Here is a 17,263-nt window from a genome sequence, read left to right on the forward strand (position 1 = left end):
AATTTGAGAAGCCAAGCCTTGAAACCTCATCTTCTTCTGTATATAAGGATAACTTATTAGGAGCAGAAGTGAGATTTCAGGGCTCTTATCTTATTTCGACAAGTTAAGGAGTTGACTTGATATGATACCAGCAAAAACGAATCAAAGTCCACCTGTCTTTTATACGAAGAAGAAGAAGACTTTTAATAAAACGACGTTAATCGGTTGGTCGTTTATAACAGTACCATCGTTATTAATCTGCTTGTTTTACTTTTATCCAATGGTCCAAGCCCTGATCATGTCTTTCCAATCCGGTACAGGTACTAATTTGACGTTTACTGGATTAGATAATTACGCACGATTGTTCAAGGACCCTGCTTTTATTACAGCCGTTAAGAATACAGTTATTTATTTAATCATCCAAGTACCAGTGATGATTCTCTTAGCTTTATTTTTATCTGTATTATTAAATAACAAACGATTAAAGTTTAAAGGATTTTTCCGTACGGCCATCTTCTTACCGTGTGTGACATCTCTTGTTGCCTATTCCGTTGTATTTAAGTATTTATTTGGTATAGACGGGATTATTAATATGATGTTACTCAAATTTTCTTTTATTGCTGAACCGATTCAATGGCTGACAGATCCGTTTTGGGCAAAGTTGGCGATCGTTCTAGCGATTACATGGCGGTGGACTGGATATAATATGATCTTCTATCTTGCTTCACTTCAAAATATTGATCATTCGATTTATGAAGCGGCGAAAATGGATGGAGCGTCATCGGTTCAACAATTTTTTATGATTACGATTCCCATGTTAAAGCCGATTATTCTTTTTACGTCCATTACATCTACAATAGGCACGCTACAGTTGTTTGATGAAGTGATGAATATTACTAGGGGTGGTCCTGGTAATGCAACGATGACCATTTCGCAATATATTTATAACCTTTCATTTAAATACACACCAGACTTTGGGTATGCGGCAACCGTGTCATATGCAATTGTCATTATGATTGTCATATTCTCTATTATTCAGTTCAAAGTGGCAGGTGATCGAAATGCTTAATATTAAAGGATTGTTCAGTTATGGTGTATTAATTATCGCTAGCATTATTTCTGTCTTCCCGTTTTTGTGGATGATTGTTTCTTCAACAAATAAGTCGGTTGATGTGACAAAGGGAAGACTATTACCAGGAAGTCATTTTGTAGAGAATTTTGAAAATCTAATAAACACAGTAGACATTGTCCCGGCATTAATGAATTCAGCAAAGATTTCACTCTCAACCACTGTTTTATCGTTGTCAATTGCTTCGTTAGCAGGCTATGGTTTTGAGATTTTTAAAAGTAAAACAAAAGATGTTGTATTTAATATTCTACTTCTTTCCATGATGGTTCCATTTGCAGCGTTAATGGTTCCTTTATTCCGTATGTTTGGAACGATTTCACAAAAGGCTCCGCTTTTAGGAATTGATACGCTAACAGCAGCTGTTCTACCAACTCTAACAACCGCTTTTCTTATCTTTTTCTTCCGTCAAAGTACGAAGATGTTTCCAAAGGATATTCTAGAAGCTGGTCGAATTGATGGATTAAGTGAAATAGGTATATTCTTTAAAATTTATGTACCTACAATGAAAACAACATATGCAGCAGCAGCGATTATTACATTTATGGCTAGTTGGAACAGTTATTTATGGCCTCTAGTTGTCTTACAATCTCCAGAAAATCAGACGATTCCATTGCTTATTTCAAACCTAGGCTCAAGCTATGCACCAGACTTTGGAGTTATTATGACTGCAATCGTAATTGCTACTTTACCTGCTGCACTTATATTTTTCATTATGCAGAAGCATTTCGTTGAAGGTATGATGGGCTCTGTGAAGTAATGAATTTAGCCTGTTTTCGTAAACATAGTTACGATCAGAGAGTAGCGGGTTGAAATCCTCTCCAGGATGCACCATTCCCCGCGGAAAGCAAGTGTCTGAAGCACAATGGAACAAATAACTTCTTAAGGTTAACTTCATTAAAAAACAACAATTAGTAGAATAGAGTCTAAATTAATAGAGAGGAAGGGTGATAATGATGACACCGAATCCTAGTATAAATTGGCTGGCAGATGTGAACGTATTTGCGGTGAATCGACTGCCTGCACATTCTAGTCATGTATACTATGAAACAATGGAAGAGGCAAAAAAAGCCGATCGTATGAAAATGAGACATGATTTGAACGGGAATTGGAAGTTTCATTATGCGATTAATCCTTCTAATCGACCGGAACTTTTTTATCAGCTAGATTATGAATGTACGAGTTGGGATGATATTATGGTTCCTGGTCATATTCAATTGCAAGGATATGGAAAACCTCAGTATGTGAACACAATGTATCCTTGGGATGGTCATCACGACATTCGTCCTCCAGAAATTCCGACAGATCATAACCCAGTGGGAAGCTATGTGTTGTTCTTTTATGTTCCTGACGAAATGAAAGAAAACCCTGTGTATCTTTCTTTTCAAGGTGTTGAATCCGCTTTTTACGTGTGGCTAAATGGGAAGTTCGTAGGATATAGCGAAGACAGTTTTACACCGGCAGAATTTGAGCTTACTCCGCTTTTACAAGAAGGAGAAAATAAGTTAGCGGTTGAGGTGTATCAAAGAAGTACGGGGAGCTGGTTGGAAGATCAGGATTTCTGGCGTTTCTCTGGCATCTTCAGGGATGTATATCTTTATACGGTTCCAAAGATGCATGTGTACGATACATATGTTCATGCGGAACTGGATGAAACTTACACGGAGGGAACACTTAAAGTGGATCTTAAACTCCTATCTCCTGTTGGGAGCGGATCAAAGGTTATAGCAGAATTGGTGGATGCTGCTCAACAAGTTGTAGGAACAACAAGTGTTGTAATGAATGATAACAAGCCAACTTTTACGATGAAAGTGGAAACCCCTGAGTTATGGAGTGCGGAAAACCCTTATTTATACAAACTATATATTCAGCTTATTAATGAGCACGGGGATATCGTGGAGGTTGTTCCACAGAAGGTTGGATTTAGACGATTTGAGCTAGTGGATAAAGTGATGAAATTAAATGGTGAACGTATTATTTTCAAAGGTGTAAATCGTCATGAATTTAACTGTAGAACAGGTCGTGCCATTTCGAAGGAAGATATGCTTTGGGATATCAAAACATTAAAGCAAAATAATATGAATGCCGTTCGTACATCCCATTATCCTAACCAAAGCTATTGGTATGAATTATGTGATGAGTATGGTTTATATGTAATAGATGAAATGAATTTAGAAACACATGGATCTTGGCAGAAGATGGGTGTTGTGGATCCATCTTGGAATATACCAGGTAATAAACCCGAATGGCAAGAAATTGTTTTAGACCGTGCGAAGTCAATGTTTGAAAGGGATAAAAATCATCCCTCTATCTTGATTTGGTCATGCGGAAATGAATCCTATGCAGGTGAAGTCATTTTAAATGTCACGAAATACTTCAAATCTGTTGATACGAGTAGACTGGTTCATTATGAAGGAGTTTTCTATGACCGTCATTATAATGACACGAGTGATATGGAAAGTAGAATGTATGCAAAACCGGCAGATATAGAGGACTATTTAACGAATCATCCTGAAAAACCGTATATTAGCTGTGAATACATGCATGCAATGGGGAATTCTTTAGGTGGAATGAATTATTATACAGAGCTAGAAGACAAATACCCGATGTATCAAGGAGGATTTATTTGGGACTATATGGATCAGTCTCTTGTAAAAGAGGACCGCTTTGGAAATGAGTTTTTAGCGTATGGTGGAGATTTCGGGGATCGGCCAACAGATTATGGCTTTTGTACGAATGGAATTGTCTTCGCTGATCGCAAGCTTTCACCCAAAATGCAGGAAGTGAAATACTTATATCAAAATATTAAGCTGGAAGCGGATGAAGCGGGAGTAACCATAAAAAACAATCACCTGTTTAAAGATACTTCTGAGTATGAGTTAAGATACACTCTTTTCCTAGAAGGTGAAGAGTGTACCCAAAAAACATTACAAGTAGATGTTTCACCTCAAGGTGAACAACGAATTGAATTTGAATGGTCGCCTCATGATATGAATAAATCAGGAGAGTATTATGTGCATGTTGCTTTTCTTTTAAAAGAAAAGACATTGTGGGCAGAGGCTGGACATGAGGTTGCTTTTGGACAATATGTTTATGAAAAAAAGTCAGGAGAAGTAACACCTGTTACTGCTACTAGCGAGTTCAGGGTAGTAAAAGGTGATGTGAATATTGGTGTACATGGTAGAGGCTTTAGCATCATGTTCTCAAAGCAAGTAGGAAGTTTAGTTTCTGTAAACTATTCTGGGAAAGAAATGATCGCTTTTCCGCCTGCTCCGTTATTTTGGAGAGCGACAACAGATAATGATCGAGGATATGCACAAGCCCTTCATTCAGGTTGTTGGTATGCAGCGAGTTTAGCCCGTAAGTGTAAGGCTATTGAAATAACAGAAGGCACTGATTCTGTAGAAGTAGCCTTCACCTACAAGTTTTCAGTGAATGAAAAGATTGAGGTGAAAACAAGCTATACTGTTTATTCTAATGGAAGTATCTATGTTAAATCGTCCTATCATGGAGCAGAAGGATTACCACAAATGCCTATATTTTCTGTATCTTTCAAGGTTCCAGCAACATATGATCAACTGAAATGGTATGCGATGGGACCAGAAGAAAACTATTCTGATCGAAACATGGGAGCAAGGCTTGGTATTTTTACGAACACGGTAAAAGAAAATGTATCAGGCTATTTGAAACCTCAAGAATCTGGTAATCGTACAGGTGTTCGTTGTGTGTCGATAACAAGCACAAAGGGTCAAGGATTAACTATTTCTTCTAAAGATAAACCGATTGAGTGTAATGTATCTCCATACACGGCTTTTGAACTCGAAAATGCTTATCATCATTATGAGCTACCAAATGTTCATTATTCAGTTATAACTGTTGCTGGAAAGCAAATGGGTGTTGGCGGAGATGACAGTTGGGGTGCACCTGTTCATGATGAACATGTAATAAAAGCTAATACAGATATGGAATTTGAGTTTATTATTCATCGAGAAGGCTGTTAATTGAAAGGGCTGCATTCGTAAACGTTGTTCCTATATAATTAGTGGTTCATTTCCGATCCAATCAACTTGTTTATCGAGGCTTTGCTTTCACAAAACTTATTTAAAAAACAACATTCTTTTGGAAAAGAGGCATTGATAAAAAGAAGAGAGCTTGGAATATATTCAAGCTCTTTGTCTTATTAAAATACTTACTACATAATCAAGGAGTTGGACACATTGTATATTCATATAAATGATCAAAATAAACAATTTCACTTAACAAATGGCAAGATTAGTTATCTTTTTCAAGTTTTAAAAAATGGCAGTCTTGGTCAACTTTATTTTGGTAAGGCCATTCGTCACAAGGATGACTTTTCGCATTTTCAAGTAAATACCATTCCTACAGCTGCAAGCTGTCACTTCTATCAAGATGATCCGGCCTTCTCATTAGAAACAACACGACAAGAGTTTCCAATAGCGGGGAAAGGGGATTTTCGTGAAGCGGCGATTGAGCTTGAAACAAGTGATGGAAGGATAGGAAATGAGTTTACCTATCAAGAATATGAAGTGATAAAAGGTAAGCCAGATTTGAAGGGACTTCCAGCGACATATGCAAATGAGCAAGAAGCAACTACCCTTTGCATTACTTTAGAAGATAGCAAGATTGGTGCAAGCGTCTTGTTATCATATACAATTTTTCATCATTATCCAGTTATTTCCCGTCATGTAGCTATAAAAAATCTTAATGACAACACACTTTTTATTAAAAAAATAATGAGTGCGTCTATCGATCTTCCTGATGCGGACTTTAAAATGGTTCATTTATCTGGAACCTGGTCGAGGGAAAGGCATATAAAAGAGCGACAGCTTGTTCAAGGTATCTCTTCTATTTCTAGCATAAGAGGAGCAAGTTCACATCATGATAATCCTTTTATCGCTTTAAAAAGACAAGCTACAACAGAGCACGAAAACGAAGTATACGGATTTAACTTTGTTTATAGTAGCAATTTTCTAGCACAAGTCCAAGTGGATCACTACGAGACCACTAGAGTGATGATGGGAATTCACCCACATCAATTTCGTTGGAAACTATCAAATTTAGAAAGCTTTCAAACGCCAGAGGTTGTAATGGTATATTCAAATGAGGGATTAAATGGAATGAGTCAAGCCTATCATGAGTTATACCGTCACCATTTAATTCGTGATCCTTGGAAAAAAGAAGATCGTCCAATATTACTGAACAACTGGGAAGCCACGTATTTTAATTTTACTGAAGAAAAGCTAGTAAACATCGCGAAAAGTGCGAAGGAGCTTGGTGTTGAGTTATTCGTGTTAGACGATGGATGGTTTGGAAAAAGAAATGATGATACAACTTCATTAGGAGATTGGTTTGAAAATGAAGCAAAGCTTCCAAATGGTTTAGAATCATTAGCAGAAAAATTAAAGCAGCTAGACATGAAATTTGGTTTATGGTTTGAACCAGAAATGATTAATCCTGTGAGTGAACTATATACTAAACATCCAAACTGGGCTGTTGGGAGACAAGGAGAACACATAGTATATGGTCGAAATCAATTAGTACTTGATTTCTCAAGACGAGAAGTTGTGGATTATATGTATGATAAAATGGCTGGGATTATCCGAAAGACCAACCTTTCTTATATTAAGTGGGATATGAATCGGAATATAACTGATGCTTATTCCGCAGCACTTCCTATGGATCAGCAAGGTGAATTTTCCCATCGCTACATTTTAGGTGTTTATGATCTATATGAAAGACTCACACATGAATTTCCCAATGTATTAGTTGAATCTTGTGCAGGTGGAGGTGGTAGATTCGACTCAGGCTTGCTTTATTATGCAGCACAAGCATGGACAAGTGATGACACAGATGCGGTTGAGCGGTTGAAAATTCAGTATGGCACTTCATTAGTGTATCCGATTTATAGTATGGGATCACACGTATCAGCTGTTCCAAATCATCAAACACTAAGAAAAACACCAATAGAAACAAGAGCGAATACCGCCTATTTCGGAACATTTGGATACGAACTTAACCCACTAGAATTAAGTGAAGATGAGCGAGAGGTAATAAAATTACAAATCCAGTTTTATAAAAATATACGTCATTTAGTTCGAGACGGAGAGTTTTATCGACTTCAGAGTCCTTTCGAAAGCAATGAAACGGCATGGATGATTGTGTCAAAGGACAAAAAAGAAGCACTAGTAGGCTGGTATAAAGTGCTAGCGACAGCTAATCCAAAGAAACAACAAGTTCTTCTATTAAAAGGGCTAAATGAAGACCAACTTTATGAAGTGAATGGTGAAGGATGCTACTACGGTGATGAGTTAGTATACCGTGGATTACCATTGCCAACTGAGTTTAACGGAGTGAACGCCTCACTGGCAAAACGCGCGGGAGACTATCAATCTGCTGTCTTTCATATAATAGGAAAAGAGTAGTGAATCTCGCTCCATTCAGGGTATAAAGAAGAATAGGTAAATGTTTCAGACTATACAAAAGGAGTTCAATGATGGATTCCTTTTGTATAAAGGAAGTGGGGATTAGTATGACCACGTATATGGCACTATTAAGAGGAATAAACGTAGGCGGTAAAAACATAATTAAGATGGCAGAGTTGAGGAGTTCGTTTGAATCGCTAGGTTTAAATAGAGTGCAAACTTATATTCAGAGCGGCAATGTATTGTTCGAGTCGAATGAATTGGAGCAAGCATTGCGGAAGCTGATTGAGCATAAGATTGAAGAGAATTTCGGTTTTCCTGTCACCGTTGTATTGAGAACGGCCTCGGAGTTAGAATGGATCGCTGAAAATTGCCCTTTCTCGGAGGAGGCGATTACAAAAGCAGAAGGGACGTCAGAGGGAGAGAGCCTCTATGTTGCACTGTTGCTTGAAGTACCTACCGAAGAAGGGATCGAGAGGCTTGGGGCTTATAAAACAGAAAATGAAGAATTTCATATCGAAGACAGAGAGATCTATCTCTTATTCCGTAAGAGCATTCGGAAATCCAAGTTGGCAAATCAGCTTCAAAAGCTAGGTGTTCCAGTGACTATTCGTAATTGGAAAACGATTAATAAACTCATTACAATGGTGAAAGCAACGGAAGAGTAAGCTTATACTTTTGTAAGTGAAAAATAACAATAGAGGAGATTAATCATGACAGCAGAAGTAGATATAGAACACTTCGGGTTAATGCCTGCACTTAATTCCCATTTTTAGCCAAAAAAGAGATTCATAATATGGGGGCTAGTAACAATGTTCATAGTAGCTCCTTTTCTCTCGTGGGTTGTTTCGATTATTTACGCAACTAACTATTGAAGGAGACGGATTTGCTGCGGTTGCATTAATGACAGTAATGGTGCCTACCTTATTTTTTGTTGGTCTTGTACTCCTTCTTATAGAGGATGTTCAAAAAGTCCGGCAAAAATAGCTTCGAATTTCTTCGTCAGCTCGTCTTTTCCGCTCCTCACGTATACAAAACATACGCGCAGGAAGCTCAAGACTTCGCTTCCTTGAACTTCTTTGCTCTTTTTGTCCTCCTTTTTGAACAGGCTCTTATAGGCTTTTTTAAGAAAGAGCAAAGATCAGAGAATAACAATGTGTAACTTATAATTCCGAGTATTTGGAGTTTTAACAGACATTGGAACAGAAGAGTTTGCTCATCTTGAAATGATCGCAACGATGATTTATAAATTAACGAAGGATGCCACACCACAAGGTCTAAAGGAAGCTGGGATTGCTGAACATTATGTCAATCATGATAGTGCTCTATTTTACCATAATGCAGCTGGAGCTCCATTTACAGCTACATATATACAAGCAAAGGGAGATCCAATTGCAGATTTATACGAGGAAATTGCGGCGGAGGAGAAGGCAAGGGCTACTTATCAATGGATCTTCAATATGTCTGATGACACAGATTTAAATGATTCTCTTCGCTTCTTAAGAGAAAGAATTATCCATTCACAACGTTTTAGAGAGGCTGTTGAACTTCTTAAAGATGAACGCGATCGAAAAAAAGTTTATTAATTTACTCTATGGCTGTATTCGTAAATATTGTTGCTATTTAACCAAAAGAGGAGTGGTTGATTTCCCCTCCAATCAACCTTGTTTATCAACGGGAAGATTTCACAAAACACCTATTTTAAAAAACAAAAATCTTTTAGAAAAAAGCAATATGTTTAGACAATAGGAGAATCCTTCACTTGAAGGGTTCTTCTATTTTTTTATGGAACAAAATACTACGAACAAGGTGCATTTTATATACACAGAGCAGACACGAGTAAAAGTTGTTATAATAGGAAGATTACAATACATATTGTATCAAGATGTTTTTTTTAGAAAACGATCAGTGCAATAATAAGGAGAATAAAATGAACAATTACAAACTAACAATCCAATATGACGGTGGACGCTATAAGGGCTGGCAGCGGCTCGGCAATGGTGAAGATACCATTCAAGCAAAAATAGAGAATGTATTATCAGAGATGGTGGGAAGAAAGATCGAAATCATTGGATGCAGTCGAACAGATGCGGGGGTACATGCTCTTGCTCAAATTGCCAATTTTAAAATTAGTGAGAACCTGACTGAATCTGAAATCAAAACTTATTTGAATAAATACTTACCCCAAGATATCAGCGTTATCGACGTTTCAATTGTTCCAGACCGTTTTCATGCCCGATATAATGCCAAGGATAAAACCTATATTTATAAGATATGGAACGAGGAATACACCAATCCTTTCATGCGAAAATACAGTATGCATGTTGATGGAAAGCTAGATTTGGCAAAAATGAAAACGGCCTGTCAGTATTTCGTTGGTGAACATGATTTCACTACATACTCAAATGCCAAGTCAAAGAAGAAATCCATGGTGCGTGAGATCTATGCTCTTGATATCGAAGAAAACGCCGGCTTCATCCATGTTAAAGTGCGTGGTGATGGATTTCTATATAATATGGTCAGAAAAATTGTCGGAACATTGATTGAAGTTGGATTAGGGGAAATCGAGGCTGATCGTATACCAGCCATCATAAATTCAAAGGAACGAGTCCTTACAGGTGGAATGGCGGATCCTGGTGGATTGTATTTGGAAAAGATTGATTTTTAATCAAGGAAAGGCAGGAGATCAATTACCTAATGAAATACTTAAATACACAGATGAATCAGCTAGTTAAAGACAATCAAGAATTGCAGCGACGATTAAAAGAGTTAATGAAGGAACACGAGCTTGAGAGAAGCTTTGCACTTAAAGCTTTGTATCATTCAGAGGTTGCGGATGGTGGAAAGTACCAGACAGCATACCAAGCACTAGACTTGCCTAAAAGGTAGGTCTTTTTTTTATAAAAAAATTCAAATTGATTCTCTTTTTTAAAATCTGGAACCAGCACCCAAATCAGTAGGAGTTCAAGTCTAACTGCTTCCATTGAGGTGTTTTCGGGTTGAGGGACCATCTGTATGTGTCGGATTTTGCTGAAAAATATCGGTACGTCGATATAATGAAATAATCGCTGATATAATCCATGAATCGCTGATATATATTGAAAATCGCTGATAAAATCAAATAATCGCTGATATATATTGAAAATCGCTGATATAGTAAACATGTGCTGATACCAGCAATCGATTCTCTATCATTTTGGTCGCATATTGGGAAAAAAGAGATCCACTTTACTTAGTAGTAGATGATTTAGCAAAAAAAGTAGCAAATATGCATTGATTTTTACATAAAATTGTCGATTGACTACACTACTCCACCCTCTTGCAAGTGTATTTACGTAAGTGTTGTACTTTCTATTACGTATCATTATTTTTTCCTAATGGTACTGGTGTTGAATCAGATCTAGCTCTTGTAGCTTGCCATATTTGAAGACTATTCGGAGCTAAAGATGTCTCCAGTCCTTTTGTTAGTGTAGCCATGTCACGATCGAAGATAGGAATTAGATTAATAAAATGTATTCGTCAATTGATTAGCACCGGAAAAATAGGGCAGTAAGGTAATTGACACCTTGTTATATCTGTTATAATATAAATATAACAGATATAACATTACTCGAGTAAAAGGAGTGATCCATTGTATATAAACCTTGATTTGGAATCAAATGTTCCGATTTACACTCAATTGAAGAATCAAATCATTGCAGGAATTGCAAAGAAGGAAATAAGTCCAGGTGAAGGTTTGCCCTCTGTTAGGTCGTTGGCAGCAGATATTGGGATTAATCTTCATACCGTTAACAAAGCGTATCAACAACTGAATCAAGAAGGATTTATCTTAATTCATCGGCAAAAGGGTGTAGTTGTGAATCCAGATCGGGTTCCACAAGCAGACGATGCTTATAGAGAACAGTTGAAAAATCATATGCATCCTTTAATCGCAGAATCTGTGTGTCGAGGGATTAGCGAAGAGGAGTTTTTACAGATTTGTAGTCAACTATTCACAGAATTTGAGAAGGGGAAGGGTGATGAGTAAATGAATTCAATCTTGGTTGTCCTAATGCTTGTAATTATGATTCCAGTTTTTATTACTCTAATGTTTATGCCTTATCTAACAAGATTAACTGAAAGCTTTGGGGTAACCATTCCAGAAGATATTTACCACAGTGCCAGACTGAAGTTGATGCGGAAGCAGTACGCCTTAATCACAGGAATTCTTAGTGCTTCTGTGTTAGTGATATTTATGCTTTTCAGCTCATCATTTGGAGACAATGAAGCTACCATTAGTCTGATTTTTGGTAGTGCACTCGTAACCTTTATGGCTAGTAGCTTTCTAGTCTATTTATTTTTCCATCGCAAAATGGAATCGCTAAAAATAAAGGAAGGATGGGCTGGAAAAAAACCACAAACAGTTGTGATTGATACTCGTTTTCGTGAGCAAAAGCTTACACATTCCAATCTCTGGTTCATCCTCTCCTTTGTCGTTGTAATCGCTACAATTATTCTAACTTTTCTTCAATACAATCAAATTCCTGATCGAATCCCGACGCGATATAACTTTGAAGGCGATATTACGAATTGGGCAGATAAGTCCTATCGCACAGTACTTTTGATTCCGATTATGCAAGTGTATTTAACCTTGCTGTTTCTTTTTATAAATACAATGATTACGAAAGCTAAACAGCAGGTAAGCGTAGAAAGACCAGAGGATTCAATAAGACAAAATGTGATATTTCGGAGGGCATGGTCCTTGTTTATTATCATCACAGGTACAGCATTAACCCTACTGTTTTCGTTCATTCAACTTTCCTTTATTTATCCAATCAATCAGCAGGCATTGGTCATTGTTCCACTGGTTTTTAGTTTCGGTGTGACCATCTATTCAATCGTGCTTTCCTTCACAACAGGTCAAGGCGGAAGCCGACTGAAGACCCAAGCAGGGAAGAATGGAAATGTCATTGACCGTGATGATGATAAGTATTGGAAGTTTGGCCAAGTTTATTTCAATAAAAATGACCCTTCGTTATTTTTAGAAAAGCGGTTTGGAATAGGGTGGACCATTAACTATGCTCGCCCGGTAGCTTTGCTGATATTGCTTGGAATTGTATTGTTAGCTATAAGTTTACCAATGTTACTTGGGGCATGATAGTAAAGACTTAATATGCACACAAATAGACGAGAGATTTGATCTGTCATCTATTTCAGTTTATGAAATCTCGATACAATTAATTAAAGACAATCAAGAATTGCAAATGCGTTTGAAAGAGGTAGACCATTACTATTTAATGGTCTTTTTATAAATGAGAGTAATCCTTTTTAATTATGTCAGTTAAAGATTTCATCATTTTAGCCTTAAAATCATCGGATACTGATTCACCTGTAGGATAAGTCGTTCTTTATATTGAGGTTCATTCCACGCTTCCCACTTGCCGTTTTGAATAGTCGAAAAGATTACCGTCTGAAGAGGCTGGCAAGGTTTCTAACTTGCCGTTCTCAATTTCGCTGTTTTAATTTGCAGATTAAACTATCTTTCATTGAATTAGTGTTTTGCGATTGGAATGAAACCTGTTAGTTAAATCGTCTCTTATTTCAACTATAGTGATAAGCAAAATTGGTTGTGACATGACCGGATTGTTTTAACAAAAAAACAGTGCTCGTATGACCCGTTTAAAGACTTGTTCTTCTTATTCTTGCGTATAACTGCAAGGATAAGGAGTGTTTTTATTGTCTAGCTATGGTGAAATTATTCGTTTAGAGACTGTAGATAATAGAGTTCGGCATACGAAAAGGAAAGTACATATGGAACAAAAGAACAATGAAATCTCTAATCCAGGTCGTTGTTTTTTTGATCCACTCATTTTATCGTGAAAAATCTTTGTACATCCATATTGAGTAAGTGCATCTATCTGTAAATCCAAGTTTTGTAAACCTGTTGATACACGAGCTTATTCAATTAACACAATCATTCCACGATTCCATAATAATCCATTATCCGTTGTAACATAAGACTAGTGGGTTGTGGTTATTGAACATAGAATAATGGTCAAAGTTTTGTTGCATATAATAGAATCAAAATGATATCTTTTATAACCAGTAGTGCCGTGTTCAGAAAAGGACGAGTTTTGGAACACATAAAGTAGAATAAGAGAATTCTTCTATTTTTGTCCATTACTCATGTAGGAGACGAATAGATAAAGTTCACCAAAATATTCTGAGTTTTATTCTCTTTAGTTTAACAATGTAAATATACCCTTTTTTAATGACGGGCTGTAATATCAAGTGCAACACCAATTAAAAAGACTCATGACAGATTCGTGTAAGATGTAAGTTACCACACCAACACCACACGGAGGTTCTGTCATGAGCGACTCACACCTTACTGTAAATCCGGTATCAAATTCTTTCTTCTTAATCTTCGTGGATTTTTACGTTTATCTAAAGATTAATGAGTTTGTTAACGGGAATACTTACATTATTGGGGGGGTATCGTGAAAAATAATGATGTAACCATACCAAATGGAGAAAACACAAAAGATAAGATAAAGCTTATTTTGGTTCTGGCAATGCCAGCTGTGATAGAAAATTTTTTTCAGACGATGCTTGGCTTTGTTGATACTTACTTTGTGTCTAAAATTGGTCTTGCGGAAGTTTCAGCAGTTGGTGTAACAAATGCTTTGCTCGCCATTTATTTTGCTTTGTTTATGGCAATTGGCGTTGCAGCTAATGTACGGATTGCAAATTTTATTGGAGCGAAGCAGCCAGAAAAAGCTCGCCATATTGCCCAACAATCGGTTATATTGGCTATTTTATTTGGCATTTTGACGGGAATTCTAACTTTCTTCTTTGCAGAACCATTATTAAAGTTGATGGGAATAGAAGATAATGTTCTAGAGTCAGGAATTATTTACTTTAAAATTGTAGCAATTCCCTCTGTATTTATGTCTCTAATGTTTGTACTAAGTGCGGTCTTAAGAGGGGCTGGTGATACACGTGCTCCAATGAAAGTCAGTATTTTAATTAACATAGTAAACGGTATGTTAGACTATATTTTAATTTTCGGTTTCTGGCTAGTTCCCGAAATGGGGATTACGGGAGCTGCAATAGCTACTGTTGTCTCAAGGATCATTGGAAGCATAGCTCTACTATATTATATAAAGCGCTCTACAGTTCTTTCATTTAGGAAAGATTATTGGAAACCAGATAGACCCCACATACGAGAATTAGTAACTCTCGGAGGTCCTGCTGCTGTTGAAAGGTTAGTCATGAGGCTGGGACAAATAGTTTACTTTGGATTCGTCGTCTCACTTGGAACTAACGTTTTTGCAGCTCATCAAGTCGCTGGCAATGTGGAGGTTTTCTCCTATATGATTGGCTACGGTTTTGCTACCGCGGCAACTATTCTTGTTGGACAGCAAATTGGTGCAGGAAACATAGCGGAGGCAAAGAAATATGCAATTCTCTGTACAGGGATTGGTATTGGTTTGATGACTATTATAGGCGCACTGCTTTTTACTTTAGGTGACTGGGCAGGTAGCATATTTACAAATGACGCTGAGGTAATTGGAAATATTGGAACCTCCTTAAAAGTATCGGGTGTTTTCCAACCATTCCTCGCCTTATTACTCATTCTTACCGGTGCATTTCAGGGAGCGAATAACACGAAGTTTCCCATGTACCTGACGGCCGTTGGTATGTGGGGAATTCGTACATTACTTGTGTATGTATTAGGAATTCAACTTGGATGGGGACTTCTCGGTGTATGGATTGCAATTGGGATAGATATTGCTTTTAGAGCCGTGGTCTTAACTATACAGTTCACACGAGGGAAATGGGTTTCTGTTCAAAAGGATGCAGAAGATGAATGTCATCCTCAGACGTCAAAAGAAACTATGTCCGGATGCGTTAATAACTATTAGTCACGGTATATCCGTATGTGATTAATGTAATATAACAGGAAAAGTCGAATTATAATTCATATTGGGGAGATATAGGGTTTTAAGAAGAAACTACGGCGGTCATAAAGTAAAAAGGAGCTAACCATTAGTTATGGTTAGCTCCTTTTTACTCTTACAACTATATTGGGGGATTATGTGTATTACGCCTGCTTTGAGATTTATTCACATATTCATTTTTTACAAACTCCCACACACGTCCGACAAGCTTCTGCACATATTTGATAATGTTCTTGAATACGAAATTGCATTTATCTCACCTCATAAAAGAGTAACTATACAGAGTAGAAATTCGCTTAGGTGGGCTTTTTTTTTAGTTGCATTTGAATTGAATATGACTTTTTCATGATTTTATTTTGAAATTGTCTTCAATTATGTAAAAATAGTAGAAACGCATATTTTCTAAAGTAAGGATGAGAAGATGACAGCAGAAGTAATGTTAAAGGTAAAGTCAAATTTTGTTAAAGAGTATAAGGAAGGTTATCCTCTTATTTCTAAGCAAGCGATCAGCAACATGCATGCCTTAAAAGAAGAGGGTGTGGTTGTTCAACTTGTTGATGAAGAGAATCGATTTATTGGAAAAGGGTATTACGGTGAGCAAAACAAGGGGAGTGGCTGGCTTCTCACGCAGGATGAGCATGAGAAAGTTGACTCTTTGTTTTTTGAGAAAAAGATTAAAGGGGCATTAGAAGCTAGAAAATCACTATTTAATGATCAAGAAACCAATGCTTTTCGGGTATTTAATGCGGAGGGTGATGGAATCGGTGGGTTAACCATTGATTGTTTTGATGGGTATTATTTAATCACTTGGTATAGTAAAGGGATATATAAATTTAACGATCTTGTGCTTTCAGCACTTAAGAAGCTAGTTGAATATAAAGCGATATATGAGAAAAAACGGTTTAATACCGATGGAAAAGCTGCTGGTGAAGATAACGGATTTGTTGTGGGTGTTAAAGGCCAGTTCCCGATTATTGTGAAGGAAAATGGAGTTAACTTTGCTATCTATATTAATGAAGAGGCCATGGTCGGTGTTTTTCTTGATCAGCGTGATGTAAGAAGAACGATTCGTGATAAGTATGCGAAAGGAAAGACTGTTTTGAACACCTTTTCGTATACAGGAGCCTTTTCAGTTTTTGCAGCAGTAGGTGGAGCCGAAAAAACAACGAGTGTTGACCTCGCGAATCGTAGTTTAGCCAAAACGATTGAGCAGTTCAGTGTAAATGAAATTGATTATGAAGCACATGACATTATTGTGGAAGATGTGTTTCACTACTTTAAATATGCAGTGAAGAAAAAGCTAACCTTTGATATGGTCATCTTGGATCCACCAAGCTTTGCTAGGTCAAAAAAGTTCACTTTTAGCGCAGCAAAAGACTATAAGAATCTCCTAAAAGAAGCGATTGCCATAACTGCGGACAATGGTTTGATTGTGGCATCGACAAACTGTGCTACGTTTGACATGAAGAAATTCAAAGGATTTATAGATTCAGCTTTTAAAGAATCAAACGAGAAATATAGCATAAAAGAGGAATTTTCACTACCCCAAGACTTTAAGACGATCAAGCCATTCAAGGAAGGTAACTATCTTAAAGTCGTGTTTATAAGGAAGGTTACTGGCTGAGAATGCTAATGCCTGTCACGGTTCAGCGAGGAGTGAGGAACACCTTCAAACTAAAGGTTTTCCCGCTTACTCGACTGGGAGCATCGGGACAGGACAGGTGAGACCTAGGCTTTTTCACGATCGTGAAAATAGCCTTCTAGTCCTTGCG

General features: G+C 37.1%; 11 protein-coding genes and 2 pseudogenes. 12 read left to right on the forward strand and 1 reads right to left on the reverse strand.

Annotated elements, in window-relative coordinates; all coding sequences use genetic code 11:
- Window positions 1-121 precede the first annotated feature (121 nt).
- From ACOI1C_RS18175 to ACOI1C_RS18220, 10 genes and pseudogenes are all read left to right on the forward strand, one after another.
- On the forward strand, window positions 122-1,048 hold the full coding sequence (locus tag ACOI1C_RS18175) for a carbohydrate ABC transporter permease (RefSeq protein WP_422512010.1): 927 nt from the start codon (window positions 122-124) through the stop codon (window positions 1,046-1,048).
- Complete coding sequence (locus tag ACOI1C_RS18180; RefSeq protein WP_422512011.1) at window positions 1,041-1,865, forward strand: carbohydrate ABC transporter permease; 825 nt, start codon at window positions 1,041-1,043, stop codon at window positions 1,863-1,865. Before ACOI1C_RS18175 ends, ACOI1C_RS18180 begins: the two co-directional genes overlap by 8 nt.
- 193 nt (window positions 1,866-2,058) lie before the next feature.
- Window positions 2,059-5,106, forward strand: a complete 3,048-nt coding sequence (locus ACOI1C_RS18185) for a glycoside hydrolase family 2 TIM barrel-domain containing protein (protein WP_422512012.1) — start codon at window positions 2,059-2,061, stop codon at window positions 5,104-5,106.
- Between the two features lie 216 nt (window positions 5,107-5,322).
- The gene (locus tag ACOI1C_RS18190; RefSeq protein WP_422512013.1) at window positions 5,323-7,548 is read left to right on the forward strand and encodes an alpha-galactosidase; all 2,226 of its coding nucleotides are present in this window, start codon (window positions 5,323-5,325) and stop codon (window positions 7,546-7,548) included.
- A gap of 107 nt (window positions 7,549-7,655) precedes the next feature.
- Window positions 7,656-8,216, forward strand: a complete 561-nt coding sequence (locus ACOI1C_RS18195; protein ID WP_422512040.1) for a DUF1697 domain-containing protein — start codon at window positions 7,656-7,658, stop codon at window positions 8,214-8,216.
- A 504-nt stretch (window positions 8,217-8,720) separates the two neighbouring features.
- A pseudogene (locus tag ACOI1C_RS18200) lies at window positions 8,721-9,134 on the forward strand (manganese catalase family protein); the annotation flags it as partial.
- A gap of 344 nt (window positions 9,135-9,478) precedes the next feature.
- Window positions 9,479-10,216 carry a tRNA pseudouridine(38-40) synthase TruA gene (gene truA / locus ACOI1C_RS18205; RefSeq protein WP_422512014.1) on the forward strand — a complete coding sequence of 246 codons (738 nt, stop codon included), beginning with the start codon at window positions 9,479-9,481 and terminating at the stop codon, window positions 10,214-10,216.
- Window positions 10,217-10,245: 29 nt separating this feature from the next.
- Window positions 10,246-10,437 (forward strand): hypothetical protein, encoded by a 192-nt coding sequence (locus tag ACOI1C_RS18210; protein ID WP_422512015.1) that lies wholly within the window; start codon window positions 10,246-10,248, stop codon window positions 10,435-10,437.
- Window positions 10,438-11,179: 742 nt separating this feature from the next.
- On the forward strand, window positions 11,180-11,575 hold the full coding sequence (locus ACOI1C_RS18215) for a GntR family transcriptional regulator (RefSeq protein WP_422512016.1): 396 nt from the start codon (window positions 11,180-11,182) through the stop codon (window positions 11,573-11,575).
- Window positions 11,576-12,685 carry a DUF1648 domain-containing protein gene (locus ACOI1C_RS18220; RefSeq protein WP_422512017.1) on the forward strand — a complete coding sequence of 370 codons (1,110 nt, stop codon included), beginning with the start codon at window positions 11,576-11,578 and terminating at the stop codon, window positions 12,683-12,685.
- Window positions 12,686-13,346: 661 nt separating this feature from the next.
- Here ACOI1C_RS18220 and ACOI1C_RS18225 read toward each other — a convergent pair.
- A pseudogene (locus tag ACOI1C_RS18225) lies at window positions 13,347-13,457 on the reverse strand (recombinase family protein); the annotation flags it as partial.
- 570 nt (window positions 13,458-14,027) lie between these two features.
- Here ACOI1C_RS18225 and ACOI1C_RS18230 point away from each other — a divergent pair.
- Entirely contained in the window at window positions 14,028-15,455 is a 1,428-nt protein-coding gene (locus tag ACOI1C_RS18230) for an MATE family efflux transporter (RefSeq protein ID WP_422512018.1), read from the forward strand.
- A 457-nt stretch (window positions 15,456-15,912) separates the two neighbouring features.
- Window positions 15,913-17,115 (forward strand): class I SAM-dependent rRNA methyltransferase, encoded by a 1,203-nt coding sequence (locus ACOI1C_RS18235; protein ID WP_422512019.1) that lies wholly within the window; start codon window positions 15,913-15,915, stop codon window positions 17,113-17,115.
- Window positions 17,116-17,263 lie beyond the last annotated feature (148 nt).

Origin of the sequence: Bacillus sp. DJP31 (assembly GCF_049310945.1) — a bacterium.
Lineage (GTDB): Bacteria > Bacillota > Bacilli > Bacillales > SA4 > Bacillus_BS.

What these genes read in the sequence shown, in the direction of transcription:
- ACOI1C_RS18175 (WP_422512010.1), top strand. Translation starts at nt 122, where the DNA reads ATGATACCAGCAAAAACGAATCAAAGTCCACCTGTCTTTTATACGAAG.
- ACOI1C_RS18180 (WP_422512011.1), top strand. Translation starts at nt 1,041, where the DNA reads ATGCTTAATATTAAAGGATTGTTCAGTTATGGTGTATTAATTATCGCT.
- ACOI1C_RS18185 (WP_422512012.1), top strand. Translation starts at nt 2,059, where the DNA reads ATGATGACACCGAATCCTAGTATAAATTGGCTGGCAGATGTGAACGTA.
- ACOI1C_RS18195 (WP_422512040.1), top strand. Translation starts at nt 7,656, where the DNA reads ATGACCACGTATATGGCACTATTAAGAGGAATAAACGTAGGCGGTAAA.
- truA (WP_422512014.1), top strand. Translation starts at nt 9,479, where the DNA reads ATGAACAATTACAAACTAACAATCCAATATGACGGTGGACGCTATAAG.
- ACOI1C_RS18210 (WP_422512015.1), top strand. Translation starts at nt 10,246, where the DNA reads ATGAAATACTTAAATACACAGATGAATCAGCTAGTTAAAGACAATCAA.
- ACOI1C_RS18220 (WP_422512017.1), top strand. Translation starts at nt 11,576, where the DNA reads ATGAATTCAATCTTGGTTGTCCTAATGCTTGTAATTATGATTCCAGTT.
- ACOI1C_RS18235 (WP_422512019.1), top strand. Translation starts at nt 15,913, where the DNA reads ATGACAGCAGAAGTAATGTTAAAGGTAAAGTCAAATTTTGTTAAAGAG.